The sequence below is a fragment of the Streptomyces sp. NPDC048590 genome (genome assembly GCF_043199535.1).
Taxonomy (GTDB): Bacteria; Actinomycetota; Actinomycetes; order Streptomycetales; family Streptomycetaceae; genus Streptomyces.
The window spans coordinates 217,687-232,958 of sequence record NZ_JBICWC010000001.1 but is presented as its reverse complement, the minus strand read 5'-3'; the positions used below and the strand labels follow the sequence as shown (position 1 = coordinate 232,958).

At 71.3% G+C, this 15,272-nt stretch carries 13 protein-coding genes; 7 read left to right on the top strand and 6 right to left on the bottom strand.

Annotated elements, in window-relative coordinates; translation table 11 throughout:
- Nucleotides 1-6: 6 nt before the first annotated feature.
- Together ACGFNN_RS01015 and ACGFNN_RS01010 are read right to left on the bottom strand one after the other, a co-directional pair.
- Nucleotides 7-909 (bottom strand): hypothetical protein, encoded by a 903-nt coding sequence (locus tag ACGFNN_RS01015; protein ID WP_393551670.1) that lies wholly within the window; start codon nucleotides 907-909, stop codon nucleotides 7-9.
- A gap of 267 nt (nucleotides 910-1,176) precedes the next feature.
- Complete coding sequence (locus tag ACGFNN_RS01010) at nucleotides 1,177-2,307, bottom strand: ROK family protein (RefSeq protein ID WP_393551668.1); 1,131 nt, start codon at nucleotides 2,305-2,307, stop codon at nucleotides 1,177-1,179.
- 56 nt (nucleotides 2,308-2,363) lie between these two features.
- Here ACGFNN_RS01010 and ACGFNN_RS01005 point away from each other — a divergent pair, with 56 nt between their 5' ends.
- The gene (locus ACGFNN_RS01005; protein ID WP_393551666.1) at nucleotides 2,364-3,470 is read left to right on the top strand and encodes a Gfo/Idh/MocA family oxidoreductase; all 1,107 of its coding nucleotides are present in this window, start codon (nucleotides 2,364-2,366) and stop codon (nucleotides 3,468-3,470) included.
- A complete protein-coding gene (locus tag ACGFNN_RS01000) occupies nucleotides 3,467-3,946 on the top strand; it encodes a heme-degrading domain-containing protein (protein WP_393551664.1) in 480 nt (159 codons plus the stop codon). The genes ACGFNN_RS01005 and ACGFNN_RS01000 overlap by 4 nt, the downstream gene beginning before the upstream one ends.
- A 155-nt stretch (nucleotides 3,947-4,101) precedes the next feature.
- Here the strand turns inward: ACGFNN_RS01000 and ACGFNN_RS00995 are convergent, their stop codons facing one another.
- On the bottom strand, nucleotides 4,102-5,973 hold the full coding sequence (locus ACGFNN_RS00995; RefSeq protein WP_393551662.1) for a glycoside hydrolase family 35 protein: 1,872 nt from the start codon (nucleotides 5,971-5,973) through the stop codon (nucleotides 4,102-4,104).
- 93 nt (nucleotides 5,974-6,066) lie between these two features.
- Here ACGFNN_RS00995 and ACGFNN_RS00990 point away from each other — a divergent pair, with 93 nt between their 5' ends.
- From ACGFNN_RS00990 to ACGFNN_RS00970, 5 genes are all read left to right on the top strand, one after another.
- The gene (locus ACGFNN_RS00990) at nucleotides 6,067-7,083 is read left to right on the top strand and encodes a LacI family DNA-binding transcriptional regulator (protein ID WP_393552876.1); all 1,017 of its coding nucleotides are present in this window, start codon (nucleotides 6,067-6,069) and stop codon (nucleotides 7,081-7,083) included.
- A 723-nt stretch (nucleotides 7,084-7,806) separates the two neighbouring features.
- Entirely contained in the window at nucleotides 7,807-7,986 is a 180-nt protein-coding gene (locus ACGFNN_RS00985; RefSeq protein ID WP_393551660.1) for a DUF6903 family protein, read from the top strand.
- Nucleotides 7,983-9,410: an alpha-L-fucosidase gene (locus ACGFNN_RS00980; RefSeq protein WP_393551658.1), complete on the top strand. Its 1,428-nt coding sequence runs from the start codon at nucleotides 7,983-7,985 to the stop codon at nucleotides 9,408-9,410. Before ACGFNN_RS00985 ends, ACGFNN_RS00980 begins: the two co-directional genes overlap by 4 nt.
- Nucleotides 9,407-10,600 carry a hypothetical protein gene (locus ACGFNN_RS00975; protein ID WP_393551657.1) on the top strand — a complete coding sequence of 398 codons (1,194 nt, stop codon included), beginning with the start codon at nucleotides 9,407-9,409 and terminating at the stop codon, nucleotides 10,598-10,600. The genes ACGFNN_RS00980 and ACGFNN_RS00975 overlap by 4 nt, the downstream gene beginning before the upstream one ends.
- Nucleotides 10,597-12,969, top strand: a complete 2,373-nt coding sequence (locus ACGFNN_RS00970; protein ID WP_393551655.1) for a discoidin domain-containing protein — start codon at nucleotides 10,597-10,599, stop codon at nucleotides 12,967-12,969. The genes ACGFNN_RS00975 and ACGFNN_RS00970 overlap by 4 nt, the downstream gene beginning before the upstream one ends.
- 105 nt (nucleotides 12,970-13,074) lie before the next feature.
- On the opposite strand, the gene ACGFNN_RS00965 is transcribed toward ACGFNN_RS00970, so the two are convergent.
- The 3 genes from ACGFNN_RS00965 to ACGFNN_RS00955 all read right to left on the bottom strand — a co-directional run bounded on the left by ACGFNN_RS00965 (nucleotide 13,075) and on the right by ACGFNN_RS00955 (nucleotide 15,252).
- Complete coding sequence (locus ACGFNN_RS00965; protein WP_393551653.1) at nucleotides 13,075-13,935, bottom strand: fumarylacetoacetate hydrolase family protein; 861 nt, start codon at nucleotides 13,933-13,935, stop codon at nucleotides 13,075-13,077.
- A 125-nt stretch (nucleotides 13,936-14,060) separates the two neighbouring features.
- Nucleotides 14,061-14,831: a YidC/Oxa1 family membrane protein insertase gene (locus tag ACGFNN_RS00960; RefSeq protein WP_393551651.1), complete on the bottom strand. Its 771-nt coding sequence runs from the start codon at nucleotides 14,829-14,831 to the stop codon at nucleotides 14,061-14,063.
- An 88-nt stretch (nucleotides 14,832-14,919) separates the two neighbouring features.
- Nucleotides 14,920-15,252, bottom strand: a complete 333-nt coding sequence (locus ACGFNN_RS00955) for a DUF6412 domain-containing protein (RefSeq protein WP_393551649.1) — start codon at nucleotides 15,250-15,252, stop codon at nucleotides 14,920-14,922.
- Nucleotides 15,253-15,272 lie beyond the last annotated feature (20 nt).

Here is a 15,272-nt window from a genome sequence, read left to right as displayed (position 1 = left end):
CCACGGTCAGCGCCCGCGGGCCCCCAGCCGCCTCGCCACGATCATGGCGGCGGCCCCCACGAGGACGAGCGCCCCGGAGGCGAGACCTGCCACGAGCGTGCGCTCCCGGCCGGTGCGGGCGAGTTCGGGCACGGGATCGCCCTCGGTGTCCGCGGTGCGCCCCGGCACCTCGGGGGCCTCGATGCCGCTGTCGACGATGGTGAACTCGTACGCCTGGGACTCCCCCACCCACTCACCGTCGGCGGCCTTGCCGCTCCGCTCCTCGTCGTCACTTGCTCCGGCGTCCCGGGCGGTGTGCCGCTGCACGATCGCGGCGCGGGCCGTGACCGTGCCGGGGAGCGTGTCGGAGGTGAACGCCATCCGCACCTCGACGGTGACAGTCCTCTTCGCGGGGACCGTGAAGCCGGGGAAGTCGTCGCCCTGCTCACCGCTGCCGAAGACACCGATCTGCTCGTCCCGGTCCGTGGACTCCCAGCTCACCCGGTGTTCCTCGTCGGGGTGGGCCCGCTCGGTGAACTCCAGCTGGATCTGCTCGGCGGTGAGCGTCCGCTCCTCGTCGGTGAGGACGAGCACGGGGTGGATGGCGTAGCAGGGGGTGGAGGTGGTGTTCCTCAGGTCCAGGTACCAGGTCCCGTAGCCGCCGCCCGAGGCGTAGGTGTCGGGACCGCCGTGGATCCGCGTCTCGATCGGGAAGTCCTCGGCCTGCCGGTCGCCGCACGCCGCCTGCTCGGCGACGGCCTCCGGGCCTGGCGCGGAGACCGGCGCACCGGACACGGCGGGTGCGGTGACGGGGATGGCGATGGCGGCCGGGACACCGAGGAGGCCGGCGGGTACGACCAGCCCCGCGGCCAGTCCGAGGCGGGTCAGGGCGCTGCCGTCGCGCAGGCGCGCGGGAGGTCTGCTGGGCATGGGGGTCACCCTTCGCTGCTCGCGAACGGCCGGGGCGGTGGGCCATCGGGGGCTGGAGCGCCGACGCGGCCACGCACGGCCGGACATATGGCCTGGGCAGTACGTTTCCGGGTGCGACGCTGCCACGCGCGCGCGTGAGGCTGCCACCTGACAGTGGCGTACACCGCCCGTTCGGGCGCCGAAGTCCACCCGGTCGGCCGGGTCCGCGCGCTCACAAGCTGTTGTCCTACCCCCCTCGGCCCCCGGCCGGGGTAGGACAGCGGCGTCTCAGGCGCGGGTGCCGCCGTCCTCGCCGGCGCGGCCGAAGAGCGGGGCGAGGACCAGCTGGGCCGCTCCCTCGGCGACGGGACGGTCGCCTCCGCCGGCCACGGCGACCGGTACGGCCGGGGTGACGCCCTCCCGCCGGGCCCGTTCCTCGACGACGGCGCGGACGCCTTCGACGTAGGCGTCCTCGTCGGCGGCGACGGTACGGCCGCCGAGGACGACGCGGTCGATGTCGAGCAGGCCCACGAGGTTGGCGGCGCCCGCCCCGAGCACCCTGGCCGCCTCGGCGACGTCGCCGCGTGAGACGGCGGCGAGGCAGAGCGCCTCGATGCAGCCCCGGCCGCCGCAGGAGCAGGGAGGGCCGTCCAGCTGGAGTGTCTGGTGCCCGAACTCGCCGGCGCCGGTGCGCACCCCCCGGTGCAGGGCGCCGCCCAGGACGAGACCCGCGCCGAGGCCGGTGCCCAGGTGGAGGTAGGCGAAGTCGGCGTCGGCGCGTTCACGCAGGGCGAGGCCGAGGGCCGCGGCGTTGGTGTCCTTGTCGAGGACGACGGGGAGGCCGGTGCTCTCGGCGAGGGCGTCCCGCAGCGGGTAGCCGTCCCACCGGGGGAAGCCGGTGACCCGGTGCAGCACCCCGCCGCGGTGGTCCAGCGGGCCGGGCAGTGCCGCCCCCACGCCGAAGACCTGCCGGTCCTGGGTCCGGGGTCCGTCGGCCCGTACCGTCTGCACGGCGTGGGCGGCCGTGGCGAGGACGTCGTCGGCCGGGGCGCCGAGATCGAGCGGGAAGGTGCGGGTCGCGACCGTGGTACCTGCCAGGTCGGCCAGGACGGCGGTCAGTTCGTCGCGGTCCAGGTGGAGGCCGACGGCGTATCCGGCGTCCGGTACGAGGCGGAGCACGGTGCGCGGTTTCCCGCCGGTGGAGGCGAGCCGGCCGGCCTCCGCGGCAAGGCCCTCCGTGCGGAGCCTGGCGGTGATCTTGCTGACCGCCTGCGGGGTGAGGCCGGTCCGCTCGGCGAGCTCCAGCCGGCTGATGCCCTGTTCGCCGGCCACCCGCAGCAGGTCGAGGACGAGCGAGGCGTTGTGGTGGCGAAGGGCCGGGAGGTTGACTCCGCCGCTCCTGCTGTTGCTCCTGTTCACCCCACCATTGTCTCCATCGCTTGCACTTTGGCAACAGCGTTGCTTAAGTGGTCGGTATGACAGCCAACGCTCCACTTCGCGTCGGGCTCGTCGGCTACGGCCTGGCGGGTTCCGTCTTCCACGCCCCGCTGGTCTCCGCGACCGAGGGCCTCGTCCTCGACACGGTCGTCACCTCGAACGAGGAGCGGCGCTCACAGGCCCTCGCCGAGTTCCCCGGCGTGCGGATCGTGGCCACGCCCGAGGAGCTGTGGCCGCTCGCCGGCGAGCTCGACCTGCTGGTGATCGCCTCGCCGAACAAGACCCATGTCCCGCTCGCCAGGGCGGCGCTGGAGGCGGGGCTTCCGGTGGTCGTGGACAAGCCCGTCGCGGGCACGGCGGCCGAGGCCCGTGAGCTGGCCGCGCTGGCGGCGGAGCGCGGGCTGCTGCTGTCGGTCTTCCAGAACCGCCGCTGGGACAACGACTTCCTGACGCTGGCCCGCCTGATCGAGGACGGCGAGCTCGGCGAGGTGCAGCGCTTCGAGTCCCGTTTCGAGCGGTGGCGCCCGCAGCTGAAGGGCGGCTGGCGCGAGTCGGGTGACCCGGAGGAGATCGGAGGGCTGCTCTACGACCTGGGCAGCCATGTCGTCGACCAGGCGCTCACCCTCTTCGGCCCGGCGGTGCAGGTGTACGCGGAGTCCGACGTACGCCGTCCCGGCGCGGCGGCGGACGACGACACGTTCATCGCGATCACCCACACCGGTGGCGTCCGCTCGCACCTGTACGTGAGCGCCACGACGGCGCAGCTGGGCCCCCGCTTCCGGGTGCTCGGCTCGAAGGCCGGCTATGTGAAGTACGGCCTCGACCCGCAGGAGGCGGCCCTGCGCGAGGGTGCCCGTCCGGGGTCCGGTGAGCCGTGGGGCGAGGAGCCGGTGTCCCTGTGGGGCCGGGTCGGTTCGGGCGAGTCCCCGCTGACCGGCGGCGGCGACCCGGTCCGCACGCTGCCCGGCGACTATCCCGCGTACTACGCCGGTGTCGTCGCGGCCCTGCGCGGCGAGGGCGAGAACCCGGTGACGGCCCTCCAGGCCGCCGCCTCGCTGGACGTACTGGAGGCGGCACGGCGCTCGGCCCGCGAGGGCGTGTCCGTGACGCTCGTCCCCCACCACGACGAGGAGCGGCACGCGTGAACCCGAGTGCTCCGACCATCTCCGAGCTGATCGCCCAGGAGCGCCGGCTGACGCTGCCGCGCTTCGGCTACGACGACGCGTACGCGCTGGGGAACCTGCTGGTCTCGCTGGCCCGTGAGCGGCACGCCCCGGTCGCTGTCGACATCCGCCGCGGCGGCCAGCAGCTGTTCCACGCGGCCCTGCCCGGCTCCAGCGCGGACAACGACGCCTGGATCGACCGCAAGCGCCGGGTCGTGGAGCGGTACGGCGAGAGTTCGTACCTGGTGGGGACGCGGTTCCGGGCGAAGGGCACGACCTTCGACGAGGCCTCCCGGCTGGACCCGGATGTGTACGCCGCGCACGGGGGTTCGTTCCCGATCGCGGTGGAGGGCGCGGGCGTGATCGGCTCGGTCACCGTCTCGGGCCTGCCGCAGGCGGAGGACCACGCACTGGTGGTCGAGGCCCTGGAGCAGTTCACCGCGCGGCCCCAGGACTGACGGCCGCGGCCTCCCATGTCGGCCCAGCAGCCACGGCTCGGACACCACGGGGCGGCGCGCCGTACCGCGCGGGCGCCGGGGCCGTACGAGGGGCCGGCGGAGTACGGCGGTCCACGGCCCCTCGCAGGTCCCGGCGTCGTCCGCGAGGGGTCCGGTCAGTCGAACTCCTCGATGTACTCCTCCGTCGGGCCGAGTTCGGGGCGGTCCCGCAACTCGATGTCTCCGCCGAGCCGTTCCAGTTCGAGCACGGTGACGGTGTTCTCGCCGGACCGCAGCAGCGGTGCCGGGATGTACAGGGTGACCTGGGGCCCGATCTCCCAGTGGCGGCCGAGCAGGAACCCGTTGACCCAGACGAAGCCGCGGACCGAACCGGGCAGCGCGAGGAAGGTGTCCGCCGGAGTGCCGACGTGGAACCGGGCGACTGCGAACCCGCTGGCCGCGTCGGCGGCGCCGGTGGGTGCCGGCGAGGGGGCGGCGTCCGCGGCGAGCGCTGTGGACAGCTCCGATTCGGACCACTCCTGGAGCGCCACCGGCACGCTCTCCCAGCCCTGTACCGTGCGCCGGTCGACCAGGACGGGACCGAGCAGGCCCTTGTGCCCGCCGACGGTCGGTCCGTAGTTGATCCGGCCGAGGTTCTCGACCAGGATCTCCACCGTCACGACCTCACCCGCACCCTCCACCTCGAACGCGCGGGAGTCGGCGTCGGCGATGCCGAGGAAGGCGCCGTCGATGAAGACGACGGCGCGGTCGCGCACGTCGGTGAGGGTCAGTCGATGGTCACCTGCCGGGATGCGCGGGCGCGCGGTGTAGAGGACCATGCCCGCGTCCAGACCGAGTTGCTCGAAGGTGGCGGGTCGCGGGGCGGTGCGGGTGGTCGTGGACCCCACGGCCCGCAGCCCGGCGAGAAGTCCGGAGCGGCGGGTGAGCGGGACACGGGCGGGCGGGAGGACCGGCATTCTCTCGGGCGACCGGAGGGGGCCCTCAGCGCCGAGCGCCTCGCGCATGGCGAAGAACTTGGGGGTGAGCGTGCCGTCCTCGGCGATCGGCGCGTCGGAGTCGTAGCTGGTCACGACAGGGTCCAGCCGGCCGTCCGTCTCGTTGGCACCCGCCCAGAGACCGAAGTTGGTGCCGCCGTGCGCCATGTAGACGCTCACGCTGCCACTGTCCGCGACGATGCCGCGCAGGGTGTTCACCGCGCTCTCCACACCGCGTACGTGGTGTTTCTTGCCCCAGTGGTCGAACCAGCCGTTCCAGAACTCGGCTACCAGGAAAGGCTCTTCGGGACGGCGTGCGGCGAGGAGCCGGCGTGCGGCCTCGGGCTTGGAACCCAGAGTGGCCGCCATCAGGGTGCCCGGCAGCGAACCGCCGTCCAGCATCAGCTCGGTGGGGCCGTCCGCCGTGAACAGCAACTCCTGGATGCCGCGTCCGGTCAGAGCGTCACGGCTCCAGCGCATGTAGGCGTGGTCGTCGCCGTAGCTGCCGAACTCGTTCTCCACCTGCACCGCGACGACCGGACCGCCCCGGGACGCCTGGAGCGAAGCGATTCGGGGGATGAGCTCGTCGAACCAGGTGCCGAGAGCAGAGGTGAACGCCGGGTCCGAGCTGCGCAGGGCGAGGTCGCGTCCCGTGATCCAGCCCGGCAGACCGCCATTGGACCATTCTGCGCAGATGTACGGACCGGGTCTGACGATGGCGTCGAGGCCCTCCTCTCCCACCGTACGGATGAACCGTTCGAGGTCGCGCCAGCCGTCGAACGACGGCGCCCGGTCCTCGCGGGGCTGGTGGAAGTTCCACGCCACGTACGTGTCGACGGTGTTGAGCCCGAGATCGGCGATCCGGCGGATGCGGTCCCGCCAGAGGTCGGGATGAACCCGGAAGTAGTGAAGCGCTCCCGACAGAATGCGGTGCGGAACGCCGTCGCGGTACAAGCGGCCATCGCGCCAGGACAGTGCTGCGGTGGCGGGGCCCGCCGTCGCAATTTCCGTGGTGCGTGCCGAGGGGATGTGTGTCGTGGGCGACTCTGTCACGGCGAGAGCGTATGTTATCGATGCCATTTATAACAAGCTTGGTAGAGTCCAGCAGCCGATCCCGGCGGATGGAGCGTCTTGAACGAGGGCAACTTGAACGAGGACATCGCGAAGCCGAAGCAGCCGAGCATGGCCGACGTGGCCCGGATCGCCGGAGTGTCGGCACAGACGGTGTCCCGCGCTCTGCGTGGTTCACCGAACGTCACCCCGGATACCAGCCGGCGCGTGCTCGCCGCGGTGGAGCAGGTCGGCTACCGCTTCAACAGTGCGGCCAGGGCGCTCTCTTCGGGCCGCAGTCACACCATCGGCCTCGTCCTGCTGGAGTCCGGCGGGTACTACTCACGCTCGGCGGTCACCGCCGGTGTCGAGTCGGCGGCCGGTGCGGCGGGGTACGCGGTGAGCATCGCGACCATCGCCGGCCTGGACGCCGGCCTGATGGAACGGTCCCTGGCCAAACTCACCGACCAGGGCGTCGACGGCCTGGTGATCGCCGTGCCGCTCATCTCGGTGACCCAGAAGATCGAGGACCTCACCCGCGAGGTCCCGACCGTCACCCTCGACGGGTCGCGGACGGAGGGCGCCCGGGTACTCGGGATCGACCAGGCGGAGGCGGGCCGACTGGCCACGCGGCACCTGCTCGACCTGGGACACCGCCAGATCTGGCACATCGCGGGGCCGGACGAGTGGATCGAGGCGCGCCAGCGCCGTCAGGGATGGCAGGAATGCCTGGACGCGGCCGGGATCGAGGCGCCGACACCCCTGGAGGGGGACTGGTCGCCCGACTCCGGTTACCGGCAGGGGCAGATCATCGCGATGATCCCGGAGATCACCGCGGTCTTCGTCGCGAGCGACGAGATGGCGTTCGGGGTGATCAGGGCCCTGCGCGAGCGCGGCCGGTCGGTGCCCGACGACGTCTCCATCGTGAGCGTCGACGACATCGCCCTGGCGGCCCACTGCGCGCCGCCGCTGACCACCGTCCGGCAGGACTTCTACAGCTACGGCGCGGCGGCCGTCACACTGCTGCTCCAGGGGGAGGCTGCGGTCGAGGAGTCGGTCGCGACCGCCTCCCTGTCGGTGCGCGGCTCCACCGCACCGCCCCGCCAGGGGTGAGACCAGGTCACCAGTCCTTCTGGAGAACCGCGTTCACTCGCACGGTGACTTCGTCCCATTTTCCAGGAACGGCCACCAGGCGGTCGCGTTCATCGCGATCACCCGGGGCGCACCAGACGCCCGCCTCGAGTGCTCCCTTTCGTCCCACTCACACGCGATTCGCGCCGGTCCGACGCCGACCCGGAGCCATGTGGGCAAGATCCGCGCGAAAAGCCACTCGGTAGCCGTCACGCGGCCCGAGGGGCGCGCGACCGCGTCCGCCCACGCCGGCAGCGATACACCGACACCCTTGTGATCAAGCAGGACTGACGGCTCATCGCGCCCTGCGGACCTTGCGCCCGGGGGCCGCCCGTCGGTCCGTCGCGGCGGGCGGGACGGCCCCGGAGCGAGCCCTTCGGCGAATCGACCGCATCCGACCCTTGCGCCGCCATGTTATCGGTGCCACCGTAACAACGCCGGGTCATCGCAGATCCAAATCCGGCACTGCGGTGGCGCGGCGCGCTGAACGGGCCAGGCGGCGGCGGACTACGGACGCCTGTACGCGGGCCTGGTCATCGTCATCGTCCCCGTCCTGATCGTCTACGCCTTCATCCAGAAGCGGCTCATCGAGGGCATGGCATCCGGCGGAGTCAAGGGCTGACGGGCTCAGGCACCGGTGCACCAGCACCGCGCGCCAGAGCCCTCAAACCCACGGCCCACGGCCTCAGCGGAAGGAAATCGAAGATGAAGGACTCGACGCGTACGGCGCTGCTCGTCGGCGTACGCACGCTCGCCGCGGCGGCCTGCGTGACGCTCGTCGTGGTGGAGCGCAGGACGATCGGGTGGGGACACCTCGGCATCATGCTCATCGCGCCGGCCGGGCTGATGGCCCTGCTCGCCTCGTACAACCGGAGGTACCAGTGACAGCCGCGGCGGCGTCCGCCCGGGCGCTCGCCGAGATCCGGCCCAGCGCGCGACAACTCGCTTGGCAGGAGATGGAGTTCTACGGCTTCATCCACTTCGGCATGAACACCATGACGGGCCGGGAGTGGGGCGAGGGGCACGACGCCCCGGCCCTCTTCGACCCGGCAGACCTCGACGCCGACCAGTGGGTGGCCTCGCTCAAGAGCGCCGGGATGACCGGCGTCATCCTCACCTGCAAGCACCACGACGGCTTCTGCATGTGGCCGAGCGACGCGACGGACTACTCGGTCGCGTCCTCCCCGTGGCGCGGCGGCAAGGGTGACGTGGTCGCCGAGGTCGCCGATGCGGCCCGCCGGCACGGCCTGAAGTTCGGCGTCTACCTGTCCCCGTGGGACCGCACCGAGGCGTCCTACGGTTCCGGCGGCGCGTACGACGACTTCTACGTCGTCCAGCTGACCGAACTGCTCACCCGCTACGGCCCGGTGTTCTCCGTATGGCTGGACGGCGCCAACGGCGAGGGCCCCAACGGCAAGCGCCAGACGTACGACTGGGAGCGCTACTACGCGGTCGTCCGCGAGCTCCAGCCCGACGCGGTGATCAATGTGTGCGGCCCCGATGTCCGCTGGTGCGGCAACGAGGCCGGCGAGACCCGCCCCGACGAGTGGAGCGTCGTCCCGCGCGCCCTCCAGGACGCCGAACGGACCGCTTCCGTCTCGCAGCAGGCCGACGACGGGGTCTTCTCCCGCCTCGTCCGCAGCGACGACCGCGACCTGGGCAGCCGGGCCGCACTCGCCGGACACGAGTCGGACCTGGTCTGGTACCCGGCCGAGGTCAACACCTCGATCCGCCCCGGCTGGTTCCACCACACCGCCGAGGACGACCAGGTCCGCTCCGTGGACGAGCTGTTCACCATCTACCGGCGGGCGGTCGGCGGCAACTCCTGCTTCCTGCTCAACGTCCCCCCGGCCGCCGACGGACGGCTGCGTGATGCCGACGTGGCGGCGCTGAGTGGCCTCGGACAGCGCATCGAGGACTTCCGCTCGCGCCGGATCGAGGCCACCGCGATGGTCACGACCGGCACACCCGGAGATGTCGCCGCCGCGTGGCCCGGCAGGGCGGAGACACCCTGGCGCCCGGCCGACACCGACACCCGCCCCGCGGTGACCCTGGCCTTCGACGGCTCCCGCAGGATCGAGGCGGTCGTCCTGGGCGAGGACATCACCGAGGGCCAGCGCATCGAGCACGTCGTCGTCCGGGCCGGTCTGGAAGGCGAGTGGACCACGCTCGCCGAGACGAGCGCGGTGGGCTACCAGCGCATCCTCACCTTCCCGCCCACCGAGGCCGACACGGTCGTCTTCGAGATCACCGCGACCCGGGACACCCCCGTCGTCGCCCGGGTGGCGGCGATCGGAGCGGGTTCGTGAAGGGCGCGGCGCCCGCCCCCCGGGCGCCGCGCCGACCGGGGGGCTCCGGGAAGCAGGGTCCCAAGGGTTCCCGCAAGCCAGGCGCCCGCAAACCGGCAGCCCCCTGCCCCACCGGTGCCGCGGGGCGGCCGACGGCTGCCTCCCGGCGGCCGGAGCGGCGGACCCTCGCCGTCCTGACCGGAGCCGTACTCGCCCTGATCGCGGTGGTCGTCGTCGCGGTGAACACCCTCGGCGGCGACGGCGACGAGGTCGCCACCCTCGACGGGCGCCCGGTCACCCGCGAGGAACTGCTCTTCCACATGGGGCGGCTCGCCCCCGCCGTGCAGAACGAGCTGACCATCACCTACCACCTGACCTCCCCGTTCCGCTGGGACTCGAAGACGGGGATCAAGACCGCGCTCCAGCGCCTGGAGACCAGCGCACTGGACGAGATCCGCCAGGACAGGGCCGTCCTCGTCCTCGCACAGGAGCAGGGGCTCGTCGACTCCGTGGACTTCGCGGACCTCGCCGCCGAACGCACGGCCGAGAACGAGTCCCGCGCCCAGGCGGTCGCGGCCGGCCGGACGGTCTACGGGGTCACGGACTTCTCCCCGGAGGAGTACTACACCCACCGGCTGACCGAACTCTCCACCGGCCTCAAGGACCTGCTCAGCAAGAACTCCGGCGACCCGCTCCACGTCACCGACGCCGAGGTCCGCAAGGCCTTCGACGCGGACCCCGACTCCTGGAGCGCCAACGCGACCACGTACGCGTACACCCGACTCGTGGTCCAGGTACCCAAAGGCGCACCCGCCGGCTTCGCGGCCGACCTGCAGCGCCGGGTGAAGGCCGCGGGCCGCCTCCCGGACGTCACCGGAGTGGCCGGCGCGAAGCTCACCACCGCCACCTACGGCGGCAATGGCTCGACCGGGCTGAGCACCCACCACCAGGACCTCGTCTCCGTGCTCGGCCAGCTCGACGGGGGGCAGGTCTCGGCGCCGGTCAAGGGCACCGGCCAGATCACGTACTACCAGCTCGACAGCGTGAGAACCGACAAGGAAAAGGCGTTCACCGAGTACTCCCGGCGAATTCGCCAGTCGCTCGTCGAGAAGAAGTACGCCACCTACCTCCAGCGCCGGGCCGACGACGCCTCGATGCACGTCGACAGCTCGGCGTTGGCCGCCATCAACGCGAAGGACGTGCAGCAATGAGACCTGCCGACATCGGCCCGCCCGCCGACGAGGCGTCGGTGAAGCGCCCGTGGTTCACCACCCGGTCGGTTCGCACCGGCCTCGCCTCCGTGCTCGCCGCACTGCTGGTGGGGTCGATCGCCCCGGCCGCGCACGCCGTGGCCGGACCGGGGAGAACCGCCGCCCCCGCCACCAAGGCCTCCGCAGCCGGCAAGTCCTGGCCCGGCAACAAGCACAACGCGACGGGTGGCAAGGACTACTACATCGACGCCACGCTCGGCCACGACACGGCGGCCGGAACCTCGCCGAAGAGCGCCTGGCGCAGCCTGGCCAAGGCGAACGCGACGACGTTCGCCCCCGGCGACCGCATCCTGCTCAAGGCCGGCGAGCAGTGGCAGGACCAGCAGCTGTGGCCGAAGGGCTCCGGCAGCGCGGGCAAGCCGATCACCATCTCCGCGTACGGCGACAAGCGCGCCGGCCGGCCCTACATCGCGACGAACGGCAATGTGCCCAGCCCGTTCGACGCGGACGGCACGAAGAACCCGCAGACCGTCGGTCTGACCGGCGCCATCGTGCTGCGAAACCAGCAGTACTGGAACATCGACAACGTCGAGCTGTCCAACGACGACGACTTCGCGACGGACATCACCAAGGGCAGTTACGTCCGCGACGGAATCATGGTCTCGATCAACGCCGATCTGTTCCCGGCCGGCGCGGACACCGTCATGGACCACTTCCGGATATCCGACGTCTACGTCCACGATCTCGACGGCCCGAGCAACTGGCAGAAGATCCACTACGGTGCGGTCGACTTCCAGGTCTTCGGCAGCAAGAGTTACAAGGCGTACCCGGCAGGCGGATACCACTTCAGCGACGTCCGGATCGAGAACAACACCTTCGAGAACGTCGAACTCCACGCCGTGCAGTTCGCGTTCAACTGGTTCGCCGCCGACAGCGCCGACTCCGGGCAGTACGACGAGGCCGGCAAGTGGCACGAGGGCTGGGAGCAGCTGTGGGTGCGCACCCGCGACCTGTACAGCCGTGACGTCTACATCGGCCACAACTACGCCAAGAGCATCGGTCAGGGCGCCTTCCAGCTCGCCGACTCGCAGCGCATGACGGTCGAGTACAACGAGGTCAACGGCTTCCTGGAGCGCTACGACGCGGTCTCCTGCGGGCTCTACCTGTGGGCAGGCGCCGACTCGACCATGCAGTACAACGAGGTCTACGGCGGTCCGGACAACGAGTACGACGGCACCCCCTGGGACCTGGAATACACCAACTTCAACGTCACTTACCAGTACAACTACTCGCACGACAACGCCGCGGGCTGGATGGCCTACATGGGCAACAGCGCCAACTCGGTGGCGCGTTACAACCTCAGCGTCAACGACAACGGCGTGCTCGTGAAGAACATGCTGTCGACGAACTACACGCCGACGTACTTCACCAACAACACCTTCGTCTACGACGGCGCCGACCTGAACACCGTGCACGACGAGACGTTCCTCAGCCGCGTCTACTTCCTCAACAACATCTTCTACAACACCTCGGAGACCACCCCGACTCCGTGGTACCGCCGCACAGGCGCACTGCGGCAGGCCGTGTTCTCCAACAACGACTACTACGAGGCGTCCGGCACCCACTCCGCGCAGGAGCCGGCCGACCCGGAGGGGCTGCGGGCCGACCCGAAGTTCGTCGGTGACCCCGCCCACCACGTCACCGGTGCAGGCGTCGACAAGATCCGCAAGGCCGCCGCGCCCTTCGCGCTGCGCAAGGATTCACCCCTGATCGACGCGGGCCGGTACAACGCGCACATGGGCACCGAGGACTTCCTCGGCACGCACCTCTACTACGGCGACGCCCCGGACATCGGCATCGCCGAGTACAAGCACGGCCGCAAGGTGGCCCACCCGGTCGACACCGACCCGATCGAGGAGGAGACGGACAACAGGGTGAACCTCGCCCTCGGCAAGTCCGTCACCGCCGGCTCGACCCACCCCGGGGCGAACGGCTCGCTCGGCGCGGAGAAGCTGACCGACGGCAACCTGTCGACCCGCTGGGCCGCCGCCGACGACGCGTCCTACCCGATCACGCTCGATGTCGACTTCGGCGCGGACACCACGTTCGACCAGGTCTACCTGGACGAGTACACCGACTCGGGCACCAACCTCCGGGTACGGTCCTTCGAGCTGCAGCGCTGGGACGCCGCCACCGGCACCTGGGTCACCTTCGCCACCCGTGACGCGGGTGTCGGGCACGACCTCACGGTGACGGGCTTCGGCACCGTCACCAGCTCCAAGCTGCGGGTGGCCCTCACCAGCCAGATCGCCACGGAGCAGTACACCCCGAGCCTGACCGAGATCTCGGTCTACCGCGCGGGCGCGTAACGACACGGACGAGAAAGCCGCCCCCGGTACGCACCAGGGGCGGCTTTCTCATGGGCAGTGTTCACGCGTCCCGTCCCCGGGTCCCCGGGGGCGGCGTGCTCCCGCCTACGCGTCCTTGAGCTCCTGGCGCTGACGGCCCAGGCCCTCGACCTCGAGCTCGACGACGTCGCCGGCCCGGAGGAAGGGCTTGGGGTCGGGGTGGCCCATGGCCACGCCCGCCGGGGTGCCGGTGTTGATGACATCGCCGGGGTAGAGCGTCATGAAGTGGCTCAGGTACCGCACGACCTCACCGACCGGGAAGATCTGGTCGGCGGTGGTGCCGTCCTGCTTGAGCTCGCCGTTCACCCACAGCTTGAGCGGGAGCGCCTGCGGGTCCGGGATCTCGTCCGCGGTGACGAGCCAGGGGCCGAGCGGGTTGAAGGTCTCGCAGTTCTTGCCCTTGTCCCAGGTGCCGCCCCGCTCGATCTGGAACTCCCGCTCGGAGACGTCGTGCGCGGTGGCGTATCCGGCGACGTGTCCGAGTGCCTCCTCGGCGGAGTCGAGGTAGCGGGCGGTCCGGCCGATGACGACGGCCAGCTCGACCTCCCAGTCGGTCTTCCGGCTGCCCCGCGGTACGAGCACGGTGTCCTCGGGGCCCACGACGGTGTCGGGGGCCTTGAAGAAGAGGATCGGCTCCTCGGGGATCGACGCCCCGGTCTCGGCGGCGTGGTCGTGGTAGTTCAGCCCGATGCACACGATCTTGCCGATCCGCCCCACGGGCGGACCGACCCGGAGGCCGCTCGCGTCGAGCGGGGGCAGGACGTCGGGCGTCTGTGCCGCCTCGCGCACCCGGGCCAGCGCCGACGCGTCGGCGAGGAGGTCGCCGTCGATGTCGGCGACAAGGCCCGACAGATCACGCAAAGTCCCGTTACGGTCCAGCAGTGCGGGGCGCTCGGCGCCGGCCGTGCCCACTCGGAGAAGCTTCAACGGTCCATCTCCCCTTGGTCGAGGTCGAGCCCGTCGGTGGGTTGCGGCCAGCGAAAGGCTTGGTCGATCCTCCAAGACATCGGATCAATCCGCAAGACCCTGTTCACACACTGGACCGAGCCGGCTCAGACGGCAGGTGCGACCGCGACCTCGGGGGCGGGACTCAGCCGGTAGAGGAAGGCGCGCTCGACCGCCGTCCAGGTGGTGCTGGTGACGATGTAGAGGGCGGCCGCGAGGGGGACGAAGGCCACCGAGAACAGGGTGAGGAAGGACATCAGCGGCATCACCTTGGTCATGGCCCCCATGCCGGGTACGGGCTGTCCGTCCGGCCCTGTGGTGGGCGTCACCGGGTTCGCGGCCATCTGCTTCTTGGTGCGGCCGTAGTTGAAGGTGGCCACCGCGGCGACGATCGCGAACAGCGCGAGGTAGACCAGCCCCTGCCCGCCGAAGGGGCCGCCGTGGGCGAGAGCGTCGTGCCAGCGCTCACCGAGCGGGGCGCCGAAGAGCTCGTGGCCGAGCAGCGCGTTGGGTTCGCCGCCGATCCGCCCGCTGGAGAACAGGTGGTAGAGCAGGAAGAAGGCGGGCATCTGCAGCAGGCTCGGCAGGCAGCCGGAGAGCGGGGAGACCTTCTCCTTCGCGTGGAGCTCCATGAGCGCCTTCTGCATCCGCTCGGGGTTCTTGGCGTGCTTCTTGCGCAGTTCGGCGATCTGGGGCTGGAGCTTGGTGCGCGCCTTCTGGCCGCGCGCGGCGGCCCGGGAGAGCGGGTGCACGGCGAGCCGCACGAGGGCGGTGAACAGGACGATCGCGGCGGCCGTGGAGGCGTGCTGGAACAGCGGTTCGAGCAGGTCGGCGAAGGCGCCGACCAGGCTGGCGAACGCGGACATGATTGCGGACATGGGTGAGCCCTCCGGGGGTCTCGTCGTGCCGGGGAGTGAATGACTCGGCAGGACGACCCGCGCGGAAGGCGGTGGAAAGGTGTGCCCTCTACGCGGCCGTCAGGAGGGCGGCCCCGGGAGCTCGGGGCCTGGTGCGGCCCCGGGCGTCGGGGTCGCGCTGCGGGAGGAAGGCGGTGCGCTTCTCCCGGTCGCGCATGGCGGTGCGCACCCTCGTACGGGGTACGGGGGCGGCGCAGCGGGCGCTGATGACGGAGCAGACGAGGAGCGCCGAGCCGGCGGCCGCGGTGGCGGCGAGCGCGACGGCGGCGGAGAGGCTGCCGCCCTCGGCGAGCAGGACCTCGGTCAGGAAGAGGACGAGGAAGGCGGCCGGACGGAAGAGGCGGACGACGGCGCGGCGCACACGGTTCATGGCGTCGTTCACCGGCCCTCCTCACCTTTCGC